At 34.7% G+C, this 20,520-nt stretch carries 18 protein-coding genes and 1 tRNA gene; 15 read left to right on the top strand and 4 right to left on the bottom strand.

Annotated elements, in window-relative coordinates; all coding sequences use genetic code 11:
• Window positions 1-204 precede the first annotated feature (204 nt).
• The 4 genes from F6U93_RS01805 (at window position 205) to F6U93_RS01790 (ending at window position 7,436) form a co-directional block, all read left to right on the top strand.
• Window positions 205-2,967: a TonB-dependent receptor gene (locus tag F6U93_RS01805; RefSeq protein ID WP_150936280.1), complete on the top strand. Its 2,763-nt coding sequence runs from the start codon at window positions 205-207 to the stop codon at window positions 2,965-2,967.
• Window positions 2,968-3,238: 271 nt separating this feature from the next.
• Window positions 3,239-5,272, top strand: coding sequence for a hypothetical protein (locus F6U93_RS01800; RefSeq protein ID WP_150936278.1), 2,034 nt, complete (start codon window positions 3,239-3,241; stop codon window positions 5,270-5,272).
• A gap of 284 nt (window positions 5,273-5,556) precedes the next feature.
• Window positions 5,557-7,065 carry a F0F1 ATP synthase subunit beta gene (atpD, locus tag F6U93_RS01795; protein WP_150936276.1) on the top strand — a complete coding sequence of 503 codons (1,509 nt, stop codon included), beginning with the start codon at window positions 5,557-5,559 and terminating at the stop codon, window positions 7,063-7,065.
• A gap of 77 nt (window positions 7,066-7,142) precedes the next feature.
• Complete coding sequence (locus F6U93_RS01790) at window positions 7,143-7,436, top strand: F0F1 ATP synthase subunit epsilon (protein ID WP_150936275.1); 294 nt, start codon at window positions 7,143-7,145, stop codon at window positions 7,434-7,436.
• A 193-nt stretch (window positions 7,437-7,629) separates the two neighbouring features.
• On the opposite strand, the gene F6U93_RS01785 is transcribed toward F6U93_RS01790, so the two are convergent.
• Together F6U93_RS01785 and F6U93_RS01780 are read right to left on the bottom strand one after the other, a co-directional pair.
• On the bottom strand, window positions 7,630-8,130 hold the full coding sequence (locus F6U93_RS01785) for a c-type cytochrome (protein WP_150936273.1): 501 nt from the start codon (window positions 8,128-8,130) through the stop codon (window positions 7,630-7,632).
• A gap of 134 nt (window positions 8,131-8,264) precedes the next feature.
• On the bottom strand, window positions 8,265-8,804 hold the full coding sequence (locus F6U93_RS01780) for an alpha-ketoglutarate decarboxylase (protein ID WP_150936271.1): 540 nt from the start codon (window positions 8,802-8,804) through the stop codon (window positions 8,265-8,267).
• Window positions 8,805-8,952: 148 nt separating this feature from the next.
• Between F6U93_RS01780 and F6U93_RS01775 the strand changes: the two genes are divergently transcribed.
• Window positions 8,953-11,697 carry a 2-oxoglutarate dehydrogenase E1 component gene (locus tag F6U93_RS01775; RefSeq protein WP_150936269.1) on the top strand — a complete coding sequence of 915 codons (2,745 nt, stop codon included), beginning with the start codon at window positions 8,953-8,955 and terminating at the stop codon, window positions 11,695-11,697.
• Window positions 11,698-11,734: 37 nt separating this feature from the next.
• Window positions 11,735-12,946 (top strand): 2-oxoglutarate dehydrogenase complex dihydrolipoyllysine-residue succinyltransferase, encoded by a 1,212-nt coding sequence (odhB, locus tag F6U93_RS01770; protein WP_150936267.1) that lies wholly within the window; start codon window positions 11,735-11,737, stop codon window positions 12,944-12,946.
• Window positions 12,947-13,412: 466 nt separating this feature from the next.
• Here the strand turns inward: odhB and F6U93_RS14765 are convergent, their stop codons facing one another.
• Together F6U93_RS14765 and F6U93_RS01760 are read right to left on the bottom strand one after the other, a co-directional pair.
• Entirely contained in the window at window positions 13,413-13,610 is a 198-nt protein-coding gene (locus F6U93_RS14765) for a response regulator transcription factor (RefSeq protein ID WP_225312501.1), read from the bottom strand.
• Between the two features lie 422 nt (window positions 13,611-14,032).
• Window positions 14,033-14,476 carry a retropepsin-like aspartic protease family protein gene (locus F6U93_RS01760; protein ID WP_150936265.1) on the bottom strand — a complete coding sequence of 148 codons (444 nt, stop codon included), beginning with the start codon at window positions 14,474-14,476 and terminating at the stop codon, window positions 14,033-14,035.
• Window positions 14,477-14,562: 86 nt separating this feature from the next.
• Here F6U93_RS01760 and F6U93_RS01755 point away from each other — a divergent pair, with 86 nt between their 5' ends.
• From F6U93_RS01755 to F6U93_RS01715, 9 genes are all read left to right on the top strand, one after another.
• Window positions 14,563-15,330, top strand: a complete 768-nt coding sequence (locus F6U93_RS01755) for a TatD family hydrolase (protein ID WP_150936263.1) — start codon at window positions 14,563-14,565, stop codon at window positions 15,328-15,330.
• Window positions 15,331-15,333: 3 nt separating this feature from the next.
• The gene (locus F6U93_RS01750) at window positions 15,334-16,365 is read left to right on the top strand and encodes an asparaginase (RefSeq protein ID WP_150936261.1); all 1,032 of its coding nucleotides are present in this window, start codon (window positions 15,334-15,336) and stop codon (window positions 16,363-16,365) included.
• Window positions 16,366-16,438: 73 nt separating this feature from the next.
• A tRNA-Ser gene (locus tag F6U93_RS01745) sits at window positions 16,439-16,526 on the top strand.
• Window positions 16,527-16,599: 73 nt separating this feature from the next.
• On the top strand, window positions 16,600-17,370 hold the full coding sequence (locus F6U93_RS01740; RefSeq protein ID WP_150936259.1) for a MotA/TolQ/ExbB proton channel family protein: 771 nt from the start codon (window positions 16,600-16,602) through the stop codon (window positions 17,368-17,370).
• Between the two features lie 28 nt (window positions 17,371-17,398).
• Window positions 17,399-17,830, top strand: coding sequence for a hypothetical protein (locus tag F6U93_RS01735; protein ID WP_150936257.1), 432 nt, complete (start codon window positions 17,399-17,401; stop codon window positions 17,828-17,830).
• 3 nt (window positions 17,831-17,833) lie between these two features.
• Window positions 17,834-18,421, top strand: a complete 588-nt coding sequence (locus F6U93_RS01730) for an ExbD/TolR family protein (protein ID WP_150936255.1) — start codon at window positions 17,834-17,836, stop codon at window positions 18,419-18,421.
• A 22-nt stretch (window positions 18,422-18,443) separates the two neighbouring features.
• Complete coding sequence (locus F6U93_RS01725) at window positions 18,444-18,920, top strand: ExbD/TolR family protein (RefSeq protein ID WP_150936253.1); 477 nt, start codon at window positions 18,444-18,446, stop codon at window positions 18,918-18,920.
• Window positions 18,921-19,021: 101 nt separating this feature from the next.
• Window positions 19,022-19,714 (top strand): porin family protein, encoded by a 693-nt coding sequence (locus F6U93_RS01720; RefSeq protein WP_150936251.1) that lies wholly within the window; start codon window positions 19,022-19,024, stop codon window positions 19,712-19,714.
• 28 nt (window positions 19,715-19,742) lie between these two features.
• On the top strand, window positions 19,743-20,336 hold the full coding sequence (locus tag F6U93_RS01715; RefSeq protein WP_150936249.1) for a hypothetical protein: 594 nt from the start codon (window positions 19,743-19,745) through the stop codon (window positions 20,334-20,336).
• Window positions 20,337-20,520 lie beyond the last annotated feature (184 nt).

Raw genomic sequence — 20,520 nt, 5'->3', positions numbered from 1 at the left:
ATTAAAGAGTAAAAAGACCAACCATTTTGTCCATTACGCCTTTTTTTAGGTTTTTCAATGTTAACACAATGTAAATAGCTTTACTGTTTTATTCATTTTAGGGTAACCTTAACATAACACTTTTGTTACGGTTCTTTAATCATGAGGTAACACTAGAATTAAAGTCCTATGGTTTCTTTGCAGCGTGAAATTATGACAAAAACAATGAAAAACTTATTAGTATTATTTACAATCATGACTACGGCATTTGCATTTGCGCAAACTACCGGTTCGGTTAAAGGCAAATTAACCGACAAAGAATACAATAACGAGCCGCTCGCGTTCGCCAATGTATTAGTTAAAGGCACAACAACAGGAACCACTTCAGATTTTGACGGACTTTACTACTTCGATAATATGGAGCCAGGAACCTATACGTTACTATATAGTTTTGTAGGGTACCAAACTCAAGAAGTAGAAGTTACCATAGTAGGCGGTAAAACAACAGACGTTAATGTGGTAATGAGTGCCAGTGCAGCTTCTTTAGATGAGGTTGTGATTACAACAACAACAAAAAGAGAAAGTGAAACGGCTTTATTATTAGAACAAAAGAAAGCCGTTGTTATTAAAGAAAGTATTGGAGCAGAACGCCTTTCAAAGGTTGGCGTGTCTGATGCTGCTGCTGCAACAACTAAAATATCTGGAGTTACACAAAGTGAAGGCTCAGGTGAAATTTATATTAGAGGATTAGGAGATCGCTATTTATCTACGACGATGAATGGCTTACCAATTCCTTCTGATGATGTTAATAATAAAAATATCAATTTAAACTTATTCTCAACAAATGTTATTGAAAATGTGGGAATTAGTAAAACTTATGATACTGGAAGTTATGCCGATCAAACCTCGGGTAATGTTGATGTAAATTCAAAAGAATTTTCTAAAAAAACCATTTCGGCACGTTTTCGTTCTAGTTATAATACAAATGTGTTAGGGATGGATGGAAACTTTAAAAGAAGTGTGGCTTCAGACGATGTTAATTTTGGTTTTCATAAAAAACAATATGCTACTGTTGATTTGATTACGAAGCAAGGTTGGGACCCTCTAGTACAAGATCATACTAATAACTATAGTTTGAGATTAGGTGGCGGAACCAAATTTAATGTGTTTGGTAAAAGATTATCATTCTTTGCTGGTGGTTCTCACTCTAAAGCATACGAATATCAAAGCGGAATTTTTAAAACATATAGATCTAACGTTTTAGATAATAGTTTTAATGATGTTGAAAATTTTACAGCGAAAACAAATTCTACAGGGTATTTAAATATTGGATTGAAACTTAACAATGATCACAGAATAAAAGTAACAAGTTTAGCGGTTAATAAAAGTTCAGATAATGTTTATGAGCAGGGTAGAAATGGAGAAGGCTATGTGTTTGATCAGGACCCTAAAGAAAAGCAGGCTTTTGTAAGAGATCAAAATTTCAAACAAACCACGTTGCTTGTGAATCAACTTCATGGTACTCATAAAATAAGTGAAACTAATAAGCTTGAATGGGCAGGAGGTTATAACTATGTGTTAGCTGAAGAGCCAAATAGAGTGAGAAATGAAGCTAATATTTATAGTCCAGAGACTGATAATGTGACTACAGATTATGTGCAATATGCTCACGTGGGTGATTTTCAACAACGTAAATCAAATCAAAAGATTGAAGATACTGAGTATAACGCGTACTTAAAAGATCAAATTGCCTTTGGTAAGTTAGACGAAGAAGACAACCGTGGGTACAAATTAAATTTAGGGGCTAATTTTAGAAGAAAGGAACGTGTTTTTAGTTCACAATTTGTAGGTGTGAGAGCTCGTGGTTTTCAAGTCCCTACTGTAGATGATTTTTCTCAAACTTTTACTGAAGCGAATTTTCAAAATGGTCTTGTTCTAAGAGATAGTGATCCAGATCGATATGATGCAGATTTAACGGTGTTAGCTGGTTATGCAAACCTTGATTTTGGATTAAACAAAAAGTTTTCAGGAAACGTTGGTGTGCGTTATGAAAGAGATGAGATAAACGTACTTTGGGATGTAGCAAACTATGTGGGGCGTGTAGGTTCTGTGAATAAAGATTACAACAGTATTTACCCAAGTGCGAACTTAAAATATGAATTAAGCGATAAAAGCTTTCTGCGTTTTGCAAGTAGTCTAACCCAAACATTACCAGAGTTTAAAGAGTTATCTCCTTTTGAGTATGTGTCGCCAACAGGTCGTGTGACTCGTGGAGATCCTAATTTAGAAAAGTCTGAAGTTTTTAATGCAGATTTAAAATGGGAATTCTTTCCAAAATCTGGAGAGTTGTTTTCTGCAACAGCATTTTATAAGAATATTAAAAATCCGATAAACTTAGCTTTAACTCGTGGTTCGGCAGGAATCTTTCAATTTTCAAATACTGGAGAAAAAGCTGATGTTTTAGGTGTTGAGATTGAAGCGCGTTTAAATTTAATCGAAAATGACAATGATGAGGCAATCTTGAACTTTAACACTAATATTACTAAAATGTGGTTTAGTCAAGACTTGTTCAAGGAGTATCAATATAAAGATGTTACTGAAACAGGTTTGCAAGGTGCTTCAGATTTAATCTTGAACGGTTCATTAAGTTTTAACAGCCAAACTGAAAGGGAGTTTTCTGCTGCGTTTACTGGAAACTATTCTTCAGATAAAATATTTGCACTAGGAGCTCCAGAAGATTTTAATAATAGTGATGTGCTATATAATGATGAAATTATTGAAAAAGGCTTCTTTACTTTAGATTTAGTAATGACTAAAGAACTTACGGAAAATTTACAATTAAAGTTTATTGGTAGAAATTTATTAAATCCTAAAATTGAACAAACTCAAGAAGTAAGAAACTTAGCTACTGGTATAGAAACAAACGAAGTTGTTAGTTCTTATAGAAATGGTAGCTTGCTTAGCCTTAGTTTAGGATTAACTTTTTAAGGCTTTGCAAAACATATTCATAATTAAACCCCTAGATGAACATCTTGGGGTTTTTTTGTACACTATTATTAGGTGTGTTTTTCAAGTTTTTTGCAATTGAGATGTTGCATTTAATTACGTTTAAGAGTTAACCTTTAGATAACAAAAGTGTTAAATTTTGTCAACATTAGTAACTTACGTTTAATGTTCTATTAAAGCTATAACAATAGAAAACGTAGTTCTTTGCAGAGGAAATCAAACAAATATTTTAATAAACAAGTAAGATTTAAAAATGAAAAAATTAACTCTAAAATTATTTAGTTTAGTAGCTCTAGTTGCTGCTGTTAACTTAACAAGTTGTAGTTCAGATGATCCAGATCCAATTGAAAAAGGGGATTCAGATGTTATTATGAACTTAGAAGATGGAATACTTAATGGAACACTTAAAGAAACCTACACTTTAAGTCCTTCAGTGGTTTACAGTCTGTCTGGTCAATTTATCATTGACGAAGGAGCTGTTTTAAATATTCCTGCTGGAACAAAAATTCTTGCCGATAATGGTGGAACAGATGTTTACATCGCTGTATTAAAAGGTGGTGAAATATATGTTAACGGTAATGCTAATAACCCTGTTGTAATGTCTTCCGTAGATGGGAATCCTGGTGATTGGGGTGGATTAACCATTTGTGGAGAGGCTCCTACCTCTGCTGGTGTTGATGCTGAAGCTGAAGTTGGTGGTTTCAAATATGGAGGAACTAACGAAGCAGATAATTCAGGTGCAATTAACTACTTGCAAATTGTTGGTACTGGAGCTCAAATTAATTCAGAGTCACAGTATAACGGAGTGTCTTTTTACGGTGTTGGTTCTGAAACTATCGTTGAAAACCTTGCTGTAATTAATGGTGCTGATGATGGTGTTGAATTTTTTGGTGGAACAGTATCTGTATCTAATCTTTACTTAGAAGATAATGATGATGATTCTATCGATTGGACTGAAGAATGGAGTGGATCAGTTACAAATGCTTATATTTTACATACTAAAGCAGGTTTCTCTACTGCTTTTGAAGGTGATAAAAATAACGGTAACCCTACATTTACTAATATTACTGCAATTTCAACAGTAGGAGGTAAAGCTTTACAGTTCAAAAAAGAATCAGGTGGTACCATTACAGGATTATCTTTAAGCGGTTATGATATCGATTTAGATATGGCTGATGGCGTTGATCCAAGTGTGAATATTACTTTTGCAGACGGCTTAACACCAGTATCAATTTCAGATTCAGGAGATGATGATACTTTCTATTATTCACTTGATGCACCTGTTGTTCCTACAGTAGATGTGAATTCTTTTGATTGGGTAGATTCAGATGTGTCTTTCGATTCTAATGTTTTACAAGGAGCTGTAACAGGAGATGTTACTTTAGATGCTTCAGTTAGCTATACTTTAACTTCTTCTTACATCGTTCAAGATGGTGGTAAATTAACGATTCCTGCAGGTACAAAAATTACTGCTCGTGATGGTGGTACTGGAGTTTACATCGCTGTATTAATGGGTGGTGAAATTGATATTCAAGGTACGGCTACTAATCCTGTAGTTATTGCTTCTGCTGCTGGTCAAGGTGGTGACTGGGGAGGTTTAACAATTTGCGGTAAAGCAACTACTTCTGCTGGCGTTAATGCTGAAGCTGAAGTTGGAGGTTTCGAATATGGTGGAACTGAGGTTGAAGATAATTCGGGGTCTATTACTTATTTAGTGTTAAAAGGAACTGGAGCTCAAATTAACTCTGAATCTCAATACAACGGTTTATCACTTTATGCTGTTGGTTCTAAAACAACAATTGATAATATTTCAGTAATTAATGGTTCTGATGATGGTGTTGAGTTTTTTGGAGGGACTGTTTCTGCTTCAAACTTATACTTAGAGAACAATGATGATGATTCTATTGACTGGACTGAAGAATGGAGTGGTTCAGTTACAAATGCTTATATCAAGCACACGGTTGCTGGATTCTCTACAGTATTTGAAGGTGATAAAGATAATGGAAACCCTACGTTTACTAACATTACAGCAATTTCTACTGTAGGAGGTAAAGCGTTACAGTTTAAAAAATTATCTGGTGGGTCAATTACAGGTCTTCATTTATCTGGATACGATACAGATGTAGATATGGCTGATAATGGTGATTTATCTAATGTTCAAATTAATGGTGCTGCTGCTGATGCTACTTTGGTTCCAGGATCAACAACGTTATATACGCTTAATTCAGGAAAAGATGCAGTAGCTTTAGATATATCTACTTGGACTTGGATTAACGCTAGTTTATAAAATGAATTTGTTCTATTCTAATTAAGAACATTTCTTTTTAATATAATTAACCCTGCAAATTTATATTTGCAGGGTTTTTTGTTTTTAGCAAAAAAATGGACGCTATTTATCAAATAATAGATTTCTGTAGGGATATAAAATCAGATTCTAAATAATGCCGAAGTATTCATCTTAAAAAAGCAAGAAAAACAACTTTCTTTTTAAATTAAAAAATATATCTTTGCAGCGCGAAAACCAGAAGAGTTTTCAACCAATTAAATTGCATAATATTAAACATATAAGTAATGTCTAAAGTTACAGGTAAAGTTGCACAAATAGTAGGTCCGGTTATCGATGTTCAATTCGCTTCGGAATCAGAGCTTCCAAAAATTTACGATTCATTAGAAATTAAAAGAGCCGATGGTTCTCTATTGGTATTAGAAGTACAATCTCACATTGGTGAAGATACAGTTCGTACTATTGCAATGGATTCGTCTGATGGTTTAAGTAGAGGGGTCGAAGTTGTTGCAACAGGATCTCCTATTCAAATGCCGATTGGTGATGATGTTTACGGACGTTTATTTAATGTAATTGGTGATGCTATTGATGGTTTAGGTAACTTACCAAAAAATGGCGAAGCGGGATTGCCGATTCACCGTGAGGCGCCAAAATTTGAAGATTTATCAACGTCTACTGAAGTTTTATTTACAGGTATTAAAGTAATCGACCTTATTGAACCTTATGCAAAAGGAGGTAAGATTGGATTATTTGGTGGTGCCGGTGTAGGTAAAACAGTATTAATTCAAGAGTTGATTAACAATATTGCAAAAGGTCACGGTGGACTTTCAGTATTTGCTGGAGTTGGAGAAAGAACTCGTGAAGGGAATGACCTTTTAAGAGAGATGTTAGAATCTGGAATTATCCGTTATGGCGATGATTTTATGCATTCTATGGAAGAAGGTGGATGGGATTTATCAACTGTTGATAAGTCTAAAATGAAAGAATCGAAAGCAACTTTCGTATTCGGACAAATGAATGAGCCTCCTGGAGCACGTGCTCGTGTAGCATTATCTGGTTTAACTATTGCAGAATATTTCCGTGATGGAGCTGGTGAAGGTCAAGGGAAAGATGTACTTTTCTTCGTAGATAACATCTTCCGTTTTACACAAGCTGGTTCTGAGGTGTCTGCATTATTAGGTCGTATGCCTTCTGCTGTAGGTTATCAGCCAACATTAGCAACAGAGATGGGTGCTATGCAAGAACGTATTACTTCAACTAAAAGAGGTTCTATTACATCGGTACAAGCTGTATATGTACCTGCAGATGATTTAACGGATCCAGCACCGGCAACAACCTTTGCTCACTTAGATGCAACAACGGTATTATCTCGTAAAATTGCTGAGCTTGGTATTTATCCAGCAGTAGACCCATTAGATTCTACTTCAAGAATTTTAACTGCCGATATTTTAGGTGATGAGCATTACGCTTGTGCACAACGTGTAAAAGAGTTATTACAACGTTATAAAGAATTACAAGATATTATCGCGATTCTTGGTATGGAAGAGTTATCTGAAGAAGATAAATTAGCCGTAGGTAGAGCAAGACGTGTACAACGTTTCTTATCTCAACCTTTCCACGTAGCAGAGCAGTTTACAGGAATTCCAGGGGTGTTAGTTGATATTAAAGAAACGATTAAAGGATTTAACATGATTATGGATGGTGAATTAGATCGTTTGCCAGAAGCAGCTTTTAACCTTAAGGGAACCATTGAAGAGGCTATTGAAGCTGGAGATAAAATGTTAGCAGAGGCATAAATTAGTTAATGGTTTGTAGGTGTTAGTGATCCAATTTTCCAACAACCAATAACCAATAACAAACAACTATATAAAATATGTATTTAGAAATTGTATCGCCAGAAGCTACGTTTTTCAGTTCAGAAGTTGATTCTGTAACTGTACCAGGTGTTGAGGGTGAATTTCAAATGTTGAAAAATCACGCGCCTATAGTGTCTTTACTTACTGAAGGAACCGTGAAAGTTAGAGTACATACTCAGTCTCACCTAGATTATGATAAATTACATCCAGATGTAAAACCACATATGGTAGATAATAAAGTGTTGTTGATTGATATTAAATCAGGAACATTGGAATTGAAAGATAATAGAGTTATTATTTTAGCCGATTAAATTTCAGTTTATATATAATAAATCAAAACGCGAAGCAGATGCTTCGCGTTTTTTTTTGGCAAAAAGGAAAATCAATGGTTAAATATAAGAGGGATCTCTTAGTTTGTTGGTTTCTTGATTTTACTTTAATACCCACTAATAGGAAGAGAGGTTGAAATACGGGGCAGTATTTCAGTCCTAGGCTTTTTAGATATTAAAGTGTTCTAAAGTATTCTAAAAGTGCTCTAGCCTCGTCTTCAGATGTTATTTGTACAGGCATTGGTGAGCCATTGTACTCTTCTAATAAAGCTTTAGCCAAAGGGTCTTCTTTTACCATGTTATGTGGGTTTAAAATGAAATTCATAACCCATTCTGGAGTTCTTCGGCTTAATATATCTTTTGGAGCTGGTCCTATAAATTTTTTATTTGGCCTATGACAAGCGGTGCATGTTCTTTTAAATAGGTTTTCACCCTGTTTTGCAAGATTGGCGTCAATAGAGCCGTTTAATTCTAAAGCAGTCACAGGACCAATGCCTTTATTGCTTAAGTCGATGGTTTGAGAGGCAGGTGCCGTCTCAGATTCTTTGGTAACACTAGCTTCTGATGGCGTGTGAGTTTCATAAGAAAAGCCAGATTTCTTTTTTTCTTCCTTGCCACCACAGCCTATTAATGCTGTGATCAATACTGTTGTTAAAATTTTTGAACTTGTTTTCATAAATTGAATATTCATAAGCAAAAATAACATCTCTATTCATGATTATTTATGATAAAAATCATGATTTATCACCATGTTAATAAAGGTTTCTATATGAAAAAAAGAAATTTTAAATTCAAGGAATGCCTTGGTTTTTAGAAGTAGACCCTAAAAAACGGAGACCATGGGCTGTAGTAAATACCGTCGTTATCATCATATAAAACATCATATCGAACCCCAAAGGTAATGTTCCCGGTGCGATACCCTGCGCCTAAATATAAAGCTGAAACCCAGTAGTTTTCATCTCTGTAAATGGTTCTTGAATCGTAATTTCTGTCCACGTTGAGTTGTTCAAATTCTGCCGAAACTTGAATTTGAGGAATAATGTTATACAAGCCTATGAGGCTGCCTCCAAGTATAGTCGATTTGTAAAAGTCTTTCTGGCTGTTAAAAGTGGCATTTAATCCAAGTCCTAAGGCAAAATGTTCGTCAAATTGATAAATGGCACTAGGTGCCAAGGTTCCGCTGAAAAATTCGTTCCCAAAACTGAGTCCGATATTACCACCAAAGTAAACTTGGTCCCAAAAATTGTTTTGAGATTGTTGGGCGTTAATATTTATAGAGTAGCAGGAAAAAACAACTAGAACTAAAGCTGTCTTTTTAAAGAAACGGAATAAAGCTTTGTTTAAAATCATATTTCATTAATAAATTAACACAATTTTAGTCATATTCGTTAAATGAAGATGAGCAGCTATAAATATAGGCAAAGAATCATCTAATTTTACTAAAAGTTGTATTTTTGAGGAATATTTTTTGAAAAACTACAGGAGATTAATACTAACAATGGATAAATATTCTTTTTTAAACGCTGCACACACAGCGTATTTTTCTGACTTATATAATCAGTATTTAGAGAACCCAGATAGCGTAGAACCTAGCTGGAGAGCCTTTTTTCAAGGTTATGATTTTGGTGCTGAAAACTACGGTTTAGATGGTGAGATCGTTGAAGGCGTTTCAACCCAAGTACCAGAACACGTTCAGAAAGAATTTAATGTGTTAAGACTTATTGATGGGTATAGAATGCGTGGGCATTTGTTTACTAAAACAAACCCTGTTCGCGACAGACGTAGCTACTCACCAACTTTAGATATTAGTAATTTTGATCTTTCGGAAAGTGATTTAGATACCCGCTTTAATGCAGGGGAGGTTTTAGGTGTTGGACCAAAAACCTTAAGAGAAATACTAAAGCATCTTGATAGTATTTATTGCGATTCTATAGGTGTAGAATACATGTACTTAAGAAATCCAGAGGTTATTAAGTGGTGGCAAGATCAATTGAATAAAAATGATAACCACCCAACATTCTCTGCCGATACTAAAAAATACATCCTTTCTAAATTAAACCAAGCGGTTACTTTTGAAAACTTTTTACAAACTAAATACGTTGGTCAAAAACGTTTTTCTTTAGAAGGAGGAGAATCTTTAATTCCAGCTATTAGTAATGTGCTTTTCTACGCGTCTAAAAAATACGATGTTAAAGAATGTGTGTTAGGTATGGCACACCGTGGTCGTTTAAGTACCTTGGTGAATATTTTTAGAAAACCAATGAATGAGCTGTTTAGCGAGTTTGATGGTAAAGATTTTGAAGATCAACATATTGACGGTGATGTGAAATATCACTTAGGTCTAACACTTGATAAAACGTACCAAAACGGTAAAACGATCAAGATGAATTTAGTACCTAACCCGTCGCATCTAGAAACGGTGGCTCCTGTTGCCGAAGGTATTACTAGAGCAAAAATTGATGACGATTATGATGGTGATGATTCTAAAATTATTCCTATTGTAGTACACGGTGATGCAGCTGTTGCTGGTCAAGGTGTGGTTTATGAGGTGGCTCAAATGAGTCAGCTTAACGGGTATAAAACTGGAGGTACCATTCATATTGTTGTAAATAACCAAGTAGGATTTACAACCAACTATTTAGATGCCCGTTCTAGTACTTACTGTACCGATGTTGCTAAAGTGACTTTATCACCTGTATTACACGTGAATGCTGATGACGCTGAAGCCGTAGTACATGCTGTAGAATTGGCTCTAGATTATAGAATGCGTTACAAAAAGGATGTGTATATCGATTTGTTAGGCTATAGAAAATATGGTCATAACGAAGGTGATGAACCAAGATTTACACAACCTAAATTATACAAGCATATTTCTAAACATTCTAATCCGTTTAAAATATATGCCGATAAATTACTTGCTGAAAATACGATTGATAAAGATTATGCATCAAATATTGTTGCAGAATTTAAAGAAACATTAGAAACGGCTTATACACAGTCTAAGGAAGATGATTCTTCTAAAGTACGTGAGTTTATGATGGAGCGTTGGTCAGGATTTGTGCGTCGCGGGGTTGATTCTATGCTAGAAACGGCTGATACGGCATACAATCAAGATAAATTAAAAGATATTTCTAAAGTGGTATCTACCGTTCCAGAAGGCGTGAAGTTTTTACGCAAAGCGGAACGTATTCTTGATGGTCGTGCAAAAATGGTTTTTGAAACCGATAAATTAGACTGGGGTATGGCTGAAACTTTAGCCTACGGAAGTTTACTTGAAGAAGGTTTCAACGTACGTATATCAGGTCAAGACGTAGAACGTGGAACATTTAGTCATAGACACGCCATTTTACGTGACGAGATTTCAGAAGAACGTATTAACTTATTAAATACAAACCCGGCGAACAAAGGAGAAATGTATATCTACAATTCTTTCTTGTCTGAATATGGGGTATTAGGTTTCGACTATGGTTATGCTATGGCCAACCCGAATACATTAACCATTTGGGAAGCGCAGTTTGGAGATTTCAGTAATGGGGCTCAAATTATATTTGACCAGTACCTATCGGCTGCCGAAGATAAATGGAAGTCGCAAAACGGTATCGTGGTTTTATTACCGCACGGTTATGAAGGGCAAGGGTCTGAACATTCATCGGCAAGAATAGAGCGTTATTTACAATTATGTGGTAATGACAATATGATTGTGGCCGATTGTACAACACCTGCAAACTTCTTCCACCTGTTGCGTCGTCAAATGAAACGTGATTTTAGAAAGCCACTTATTGTATTTACACCTAAAAGTTTACTACGTCACCCTAAGGCAATATCTTCTATTAGTGATTTAGCTACAGGAAGTTTCCAAGAGGTGATTGATGATACGATAAACCCTGATAAGGTTAAAAAATTAGTGTTTTGTACAGGTAAATTCTATTACGATTTATTAGCACAACGAGAAGAACTAGGCACTGAAGAAGTTGCTTTAGTAAGAATTGAGCAGTTATTCCCGCTACACGTTGATAAAATAGAAGCGATATTAAAACGTTATCCAAACGTTGAGAAGCATATTTGGGCTCAAGAAGAACCTAAAAATATGGGTGCTTGGATGCATATTGCACAGCGTTTAGAAATTGTAAAGCTTGATGTTTGTGCAAGAGCTTATAGCTCGGTACCTGCACCAGGATCAAGTACAAGAGATAAAAGAAGACAGCAACAAGTGATTAATGCTGTGTTTGATATAAATAGTTAGATTAATAGAAATAAGATACCATTAAAATTATAAAATAATGATTTTAGAAATGAAAGTCCCTTCACCAGGGGAGTCAATTACAGAAGTTGAAATTGCAACATGGCTTGTTGAAGATGGCGATTACGTTGAAAAAGATCAAGCTATTGCTGAAGTGGATAGTGATAAGGCAACTCTTGAGTTACCTGCCGAAGTAAGCGGAACGATTACCTTAAAAGCAGAAGAAGGTGATGCCGTAGAGGTAGGAGCTGTGGTTTGTTTAATTGACACCAGTGCTGAAAAACCTGAAGGAGGAGACGCTCCTGCAAAAGAAGAGAAAAAAGAAGCGGCTCCAGCTGCTGAAGCGCCAAAGGCAACACCTGCAGCAGATACATACGCTACAGGAAGTGCGAGCCCTGCGGCTAAGAAAATATTAGCTGAAAAAGGCATTGAAGCAAGTGCGGTTTCAGGAACTGGTAAAGCGGGTCGTGTGACTAAAGAGGATGCTGTAAAGGCAGTACCTTCTATGGGAACACCAACTGGTGGTTCTAGAGGAACAAGCCGTAGCAAAATGTCAATGTTACGTAGAAAAGTAGCAGAGCGTTTAGTTGAGGTTAAAAATACAACGGCAATGCTTACTACTTTTAACGAAGTAGATATGTCTCCTATTTTTGCATTACGTAATGAGCATAAAGAAGCATTTAAAGCAAAGCATGGTGTTGGATTAGGATTTATGAGTTTCTTTACTTTAGCTGTTGTTAGAGCTTTAGAAATGTATCCTGCTGTAAACTCTATGATGGACGGTAAAGAAATGCTTTCTTATGATTTCTGTGATATTAGTATTGCCGTTTCAGGACCTAAAGGTTTAATGGTGCCTGTAATTAGAAATGCTGAAAACTTAAGTTTTAGAGGTGTTGAAGCTGAAGTAAAACGTTTAGCGCTTCGTGCAAGAGATGGTCAAATCACTGTTGATGAAATGACAGGTGGTACCTTTACCATCACTAACGGTGGTGTTTTTGGAAGTATGTTATCTACGCCAATTATTAACCCACCTCAAAGTGGTATTTTAGGTATGCATAATATTGTTGAAAGACCAGTTGCTATTGATGGTAAGGTTGAAATTAGACCAATTATGTATGTCGCTTTATCTTATGACCATAGAATTATTGATGGAAAAGAAAGTGTTGGTTTCTTAGTAGCTGTTAAAGAAGCTCTAGAAAATCCTACTGAAATCCTTATGAATAATGACGTTAAAAAAGCTTTAGAGCTTTAATACATATAAGTCAATAAATTAAAAAAGGGTGTTGTTTTAAAACAACACCCTTTTTTGTTTTTCAAATTTTTTAGTTGATAACAGCTTATATTTTTATTGATAATAGCTTAGAAAAAAAATACGTAAATGTTCACTGTTAAAATGAAAACAACAATAGCGGTTAATGCTATTATGCAATACCTGTCAAATGTTCTGTTTTCCATGAGAGTAAGTTTTTAGAATTTGAGATTGAAATTTTTTAGAACCCTGCACCAGTTTGAGCGATGCAGAGTCTAATAAAAAAATTCTCTCTCAAAAGAATTAATAGCAACACGAAGATATAACCTATATTCAAAACTTAAAATACGCACTACTACGTATTTTAGTTGAATTCAGGTTTTTATCTATTAAATGCTAAAATTATAGACGAAATACACTATGCGCGTTAGTGTTTTATCTTAAAAAGTGCTCTTTTGTTGTTTAAGGTTCATAGTATTAGCGATGTAGGGCCATGGCCAATGTTTAATTTTTTAATAATATTACTGCGGTGTTTGTCTACCGTTCTTACAGAAATTGATAAACTTTCGGCAATTTGTTGACTGGTGTAGTGTTTAGAAATGAGTTTAATTACTTTTAATTCAGAATTAGTTAATGATAACATCGCTTCCGTAGGCTGATTGTCCACATGATTAGGATCTAAATAAGCATCAATTTCTTTACTAAAATAAGTTTCTCCCTTTAATACGGCATCAATGCACTCCTCAATTTGATCCAGAGCAAGCTCCTTTAGAATATAACCAGAAACCTTGTACTATATGGCTTTGTTGAAATAGTATTCGTTAATATTTAAGGTGAGTAATACAATTTTTGTGGGAATATTATTTTTTTGACAGAGTTCGGCAACTTACAAGCCAGTCATAACGGGCATATTAGTGTCTAATATGGCAATATCAGATTTGAGTTTTATAATTTGGTTGTAGTCCAGACGGCCATCATCTGAATCGCCTAAGACATCGTAGTCTTTTTCTTCTAAAAAACTAATATGCCCCGAAGAATCAATGGGTGATCATCGGCAATGGTTATCGAGGTGTACATGGTTTACGGCTATTAACTCAACCTTAAATATAGGTATTTCTTTTCGTAGTCTATAACTGCGTTTCCTTTTTTTAAAATATCAGCGCCAATAATGCCATCAACAGGTTTAGAATTATGATTTATTAAAGCGGAGTTGACATGAGTGAGGTTAAATAAAACAAGAATAACCTTGTTGTTTGACCATTTTCCAATTTTCACCTTATTCTTTTTTGATAGTTTAGTTTCCATATCAATGGCTCCCGCACCGGCTGCCTTAATCAATGAATCTTCAGCGTGAAGTTTAAAAGTTTCAATGGCTTCAAACCCCACACAAGAACTTGAGGCGCCCGTGTCTAATATAAAACGACCCTTTTGACCATTTATAGTCGCTTTTATTTCAAAATGATTGGTTTTTGTGAGGTGTAATTTTACTTTAGAATAGCCTTTTGTGGTGAGGAATTGTTGCAAGGTTTCCATAACATATATGTTTTAAACAAATATAATCCTATAAAAACGATTATTTTTGCTAAATCGTAATTAGGTTCAATTTTAAACTTTTTCATTTGATTATAACAGACACCCACACCCATTTATATAGTGAATCTTTTGACGAAGATCGCGATGAAATGATTAAGCGTTCAATAGAACAAGGCGTTTCTAGATTCTTTATTCCAGCTATAGATTCTGAATACACCGAAGCCATGCTTCAGCTAGAAAAGGATTTCCCTGAAAACATGTTTTTGATGATGGGTTTACATCCTACGCATGTTAAAGAAAATTTTAAAGATGAACTGGAACATGTTGAATCCATGTTGGGTAAACGTCATTTTTATGCGGTAGGTGAAATAGGCATCGATTTGTATTGGGATCAGTCCACTTTAGAGATTCAAAAGGAAGCCTTTATTTACCAGATTCGCTTAGCTAAAAAATACAAACTTCCTATTGTTATTCATTGCCGAGAAGCATTTGATGAAATATTTGAAGTTTTAGAGCAGGAAAAGGCGGAAGATTTATTCGGTATATTTCATTGTTTCACCGGAAACTTAGAACAAGCCCGTCAAGCCATATCCTATAATATGAAGCTAGGTATAGGTGGTGTGGTGACCTTTAAAAACGGCAAAATCGACCAGTTTTTACATGAAATCGATTTAAAACATATCGTTTTAGAAACCGATGCGCCTTATTTGGCACCAGTGCCTTTCCGCGGAAAGCGCAATGAAAGTCTCTATATATTAAAGGTGTTAGAAAAGATGGCTTATATATATGGTGTACCCGTAGAAACTATAGCAGAAATCACCACCAAGAACTCAAAAGACGTTTTTAAAGTGTAAATTATGAAGAAAATCAAAGCGAATATTTTACTAATTTATACTGGAGGAACCATTGGTATGGTCAAAGATTTTAAAACAGGCGCCTTAAAGTCCTTTGATTTTAAAACACTTTTAGATCAGATTCCAGAATTGAAGCTCTTAGATTGTGATATTGATACGGTATCTTTTAAAGAACCTATCGATTCGAGCAACATGGATATTGATGCATGGGTACAAATAGCACAACTTATAGAAGATCAATATGAGGCTTTTGATGGTTTTGTGGTTTTACATGGTAGTGATACCATGAGTTATTCTGCTTCAGCTTTGAGTTTTATGCTTGAGAACCTAGGAAAACCTGTGGTGTTTACAGGGTCACAATTGCCTATTGGAGATTTAAGAACGGATGCTAAGGAAAATTTAATAACTTCCATTCAAGTAGCTTCACTACAAACCAAAGGGAAGCCACTAATTACAGAGGTTTGTTTGTATTTTGAATATAAACTCTACCGGGCTAATAGAACCACTAAGCTCAATGCCGAAGACTTTCAGGCTTTCTCTTCTTTTAACTATCACGATTTAGCCGAATCAGGTGTACATCTAAAGGTAAATTGCGAGTATTTGTATAAACAGAGTAAGCGTAAAAAACTTAAAGTTCATAAAAAATTAGATAATAATATTGCCCTAATTAAGGTTTATCCGGGTATTACAGAGGCTGTTGTTACCAATATTTTTAATACGCCAGGCTTAAAAGCGGTCATTATAGAGACCTTTGGAGCCGGAAATTGCACCACAGAACCTTGGTTTTTGAAAATTTTAACAAAAAATATTTCATCGGGTATTCATATAATAAACATTACACAATGTGTAGGAGGAAGTGTAATGATGGGGCATTATGAGACCAGTAGCGCCTTGAAAAATATTGGAGTCATCTCTGGGAAAGACATAACAACTGAAGCAGCTCTTGGAAAAGCCATGTTTTTGTTGGGACAGGATGTTTCTGATAACCAGTTCAAAACCATGTATGAAACGCCTTTACGTGGAGAAATGTCTTAAAATTAACCTTTAAAATTTTAGCGTTCAAAGTTTTTTTTGTTATTTCATCCCCGTAATTAAAATGACATAAAATAGAGAGGTGGCCGAGTGGTCGAAGGCGCACGCCTGGAAAGTGTGTATACCTCAAAAGGGTATCGAGGGTTCGAATCCCTTTCTCTCTGCTAGATTTTTGTTATTTAATTGCTTTTTTTTTTTATCTTTAACCCTTTAACTAATAAAATTAAGATCTAGAACATGAAAAGATTATTTTCTATCCTTGCCATAACAGGAATGATGGTATTTGGAACTGCTAATGCAACGACAATTGCAAGTACAACTACTGCGACAACTGTAGCAACTACAATAACACAAGACGATGCTGCGCCTGCTGAAACTTTAGGGTTTCACCAAGAATTAAAAAAGAGATTTATTGAAGGGGGTCCTGGATTCATGGGGATCGTATTATTATGTTTAATTCTAGGTTTAGCTATTGCTATTGAGAGAATTATCTTTTTAAACCTTTCTACTACAAACACTAAGAAATTAACTCAAGAAGTTGAAGATGCCTTAGCATCAGGTGGTGTTGAAGCTGCTAAAGAAGTTTGTAGAAACACAAAAGGACCTGTTGCGTCTATTTACTACCAAGGTTTAGATAGAACAGATGAAGGTCTTGATGCTGCTGAAAAAGCTGTTGTAGCTTACGGTGGTGTACAAATGGGACAATTAGAAAAGAATGTATCTTGGATTTCTTTATTTATCGCTCTTGCACCAATGCTTGGGTTCATGGGTACGGTAATTGGTATGATTCAAGCCTTCGATAAAATTGAGGCAGCTGGTGATATGCAACCTTCTCTTGTAGCTGGTGGTATTAAAGTAGCACTTTTAACTACTGTATTTGGTTTAGTAGTAGCTATTATACTTCAAATTTTTTACAATTACATTATTGCGAAGATCGATAGTATCGTTAACAACATGGAAGATGCTTCTATTACGTTAATGGATCTATTAATCAGACACAAAAAGTAAGAGTAACAAATTTAAAAGACTAAAAATTATGGGTTTACATAAAGTATTAAAAATAGTGGCTTTCGCCCTTGCTATTATTGGTGCCATTTTTGCACTAATGATTATGTCAGGTGACGATGAGACTGCTGCAGGTATGAGTGGAAACATGCTATACATTGCCTACATCGTGTTAGGAATAGTATTGTTGCTTGTATTCTTATTTGTAATTAAAGGTCTGTTTGCCGGAAATATTAAAAAGACATTATTAACTGTTGGTGCTTTTGCATTAATACTTGTAATTGCTTTTGGAATGTCTTCAGGAACAGATTTAGATTTAACACCTTTTCATGAAAAAGGTTTAGACATCACGGAGGCAGATTCAAAAACTGTGGGTGCTGGATTGAATGCATTTTATATTCTTGCAGTATTAGCAATTGGATCGATGCTTTACGGTGGAGCAAAAAAATTAATTAATAGATAAATTATGGCGAAAAGAGCATCACCAGAAGTAAATGCAGGCTCTATGGCCGATATCGCGTTCTTACTATTAATCTTCTTCTTAGTAACAACAACAATTGAAACAGATTCGGGTATTAACCGTAAACTTCCTCCAATGGAAGAAAGTGACGAAGATGTGATCATTAAACAAAAGAATATCTTCACTGTTTTATTAAACGGTAAAGATCAGTTGTTAGTTGAAGATGAAATAATGGAGCTTAAAGATTTAAGACAAGCTGCTAAAGAATTTTTAGATAATGGTGGCGATGGATCTTGTGATTACTGTGCTGGTACAAAAGATCCAGCTTCATCTGATAATCCAGACAAAGCTATTATTTCGTTAAAGAACGAACGTGAGACGACTTATAAAACTTACATTGCTGTACAAAACGAATTGGTTGCAGCTTATAGTGAGTTGAGAGATAAAAGGGCACAATCATTATACGGTAAGCCATTTAAAGAAATGGAAGCCAATTATAATGATGTAAACTGGCCTGGAAATAAAGAGAAGTTAAAGGAACAAATTGAGCAAATTAAACTTGATTATCCTCAGAAGCTTTCAGAAGTTCAATAGATTAAAATAACATTTAAACTATATGTCTAAATTTAAAAAGAAAAAAGACGGAGGCGTTCCTGCGGTGAATACAGCAGCTCTACCTGATATTGTATTTATGTTATTATTCTTCTTTATGGTAGCCACAGTAATGAGGCAAAACACTTTAATGATTGAGAATAATTTACCTTTTGCAGATCAAGTTGAAAAGCTGGATAAGAAGGATTTGGTTATGTACATTTATGCTGGAAAACCAAGTCAAAATTATAAGCAGTTCGGTACTGAGGCAAAAATTCAATTGAATGATAAATTTGCTGATGTAAACGAGATTGCAGCTTTTATTTCTGCAGAACGAGCTTCTAAAAGAGAAGAATTAGTGCCATTTCTTACTACGGCTTTAAAAGTAGATAAAGATGCTAATATGGGATTAATTGGAGATATTAAACAAGAACTACGTAAGGTTAATGCACTTAAAATAAACTATACCACTAAAAAGGGTAGTGTATTTGGAAGAGATTAATTTACATTCTTAATTTTATAATAAAGGCGTTTTGATTTTTTCAAAACGCCTTTTATTTTTTAATACCTTTAATACTTTAAATTATATTTTAGTTAGACATCATGCGATTTACGTTCTTTATACTCTTTCTTCTAGGTGCTGTTCCAGTTTGTTTTGCACAGGATGTACCTGTTACAGAGATAGATTCACTGTATAAGGAAGATCATTTTTATGCTGGTCTTACATATAATTTTATTAGCCAACGTCCTGAAGGCTTATCTCAAAATGGTTTCTCTTGGGGAATTAATGCGGGGTATATTAAAGATATTCCTATTAATAAAGCTAGAAATAAGGCTATTGGTATCGGTTTAGGCTATGCTACTGATGCCTATAATCATAATTTATTGGTTACCGAAGATAGCAACGGTGATTTTCAGTATGAGATTCTTGATGAGGGCAGCTCTTATTCCAAAAACAAATTTTCTTTCCATCTTATAGAATTACCTATTGAATTTAGATGGCGTACTTCCACGCCAACTGATTACGCGTTTTGGCGCATTTACGGCGGTTTTAAGTTTGGTTATGTGTTTAGTGATACTTCTAGTTATAAAGGCGAACAGGGCGAATATAGATACACGAATAACAGTGATTTTAATAATTTCCAATATGGGCTAATGCTTAGCGCTGGATATAACACCTGGAATTTTCATGTCAACTACTTACTAAATCCCATATTTTCTGATAGTGCCCAACTCAATGGTGAAGCTATAGAAATGAGTATTATTAAAATTGGGCTTATATTCTATATATTATAGTTGCCAGTAATGTAAACTCAACCGCAATATGATAGACAAATTTTTGAAGGCCAAACATTGGCAACTATTTATTTTAATGTTTGGAGTTCCAATTATATTTCAGATTATAATAATGACTTCAATGTTTTCCAATATTGGCTCAAATGGAAATCCAGACCCAGCTACAATGTTTAATTCATTCAAATTATTTCCTATAATAATGTTTATTTATATGGGATTTTTCTTTGGTTGGTTTTGGTCAATTGGAATTGGATTACAGAAATATATGCCTAATGAAATAAAATTGAAATTAAAAAAATTCAAAATATTCTTTTTCATCCCTTTAATTTATATAACATTTTTTTTAATCTTAATTGGAACAACTTTTTATGGAATTTCTTCTGGAGATAGAGCTGTTGGTGGAATAATTGGAAAAATGATGTTCTTTATTTTACCCTTGCATTTATTCTCTATGTTCTGTATGTTTTACCAATTATACTTCGCTTCCAAAACAATAAAAACGGCTGAATTGAAACGAGAAGTAAGTCTGAATGATTATATGGGTGAATTTTTTATGATTTGGTTTTTTCCGATTGGTATTTGGTTTATACAACCGAGAATAAATAAGATTGTGGCGGAATAAAACACTACTGGCAACAATATGTATAATTCATTGCTAGTTAGAGCCTACTTCCGAAAGTCCTCGCGGACTTTCTATCTGTGATTTATTTGCTAACTTTAGTGCTTAAACACGCAACGAAATCATACACTAGACCGTTGTACCTCATTTTGACCCGTCCTGAATAAAGGCTACATAATTTTAAACA

The sequence above is a fragment of the Pseudotamlana haliotis genome, from assembly GCF_008806375.1.
GTDB classification, from domain to species: Bacteria; Bacteroidota; Bacteroidia; order Flavobacteriales; family Flavobacteriaceae; genus Pseudotamlana; species Pseudotamlana haliotis.
The sequence above is the reverse complement of the archived record's forward strand: the minus strand, read 5'-3'. Positions and strand labels throughout refer to the sequence as shown.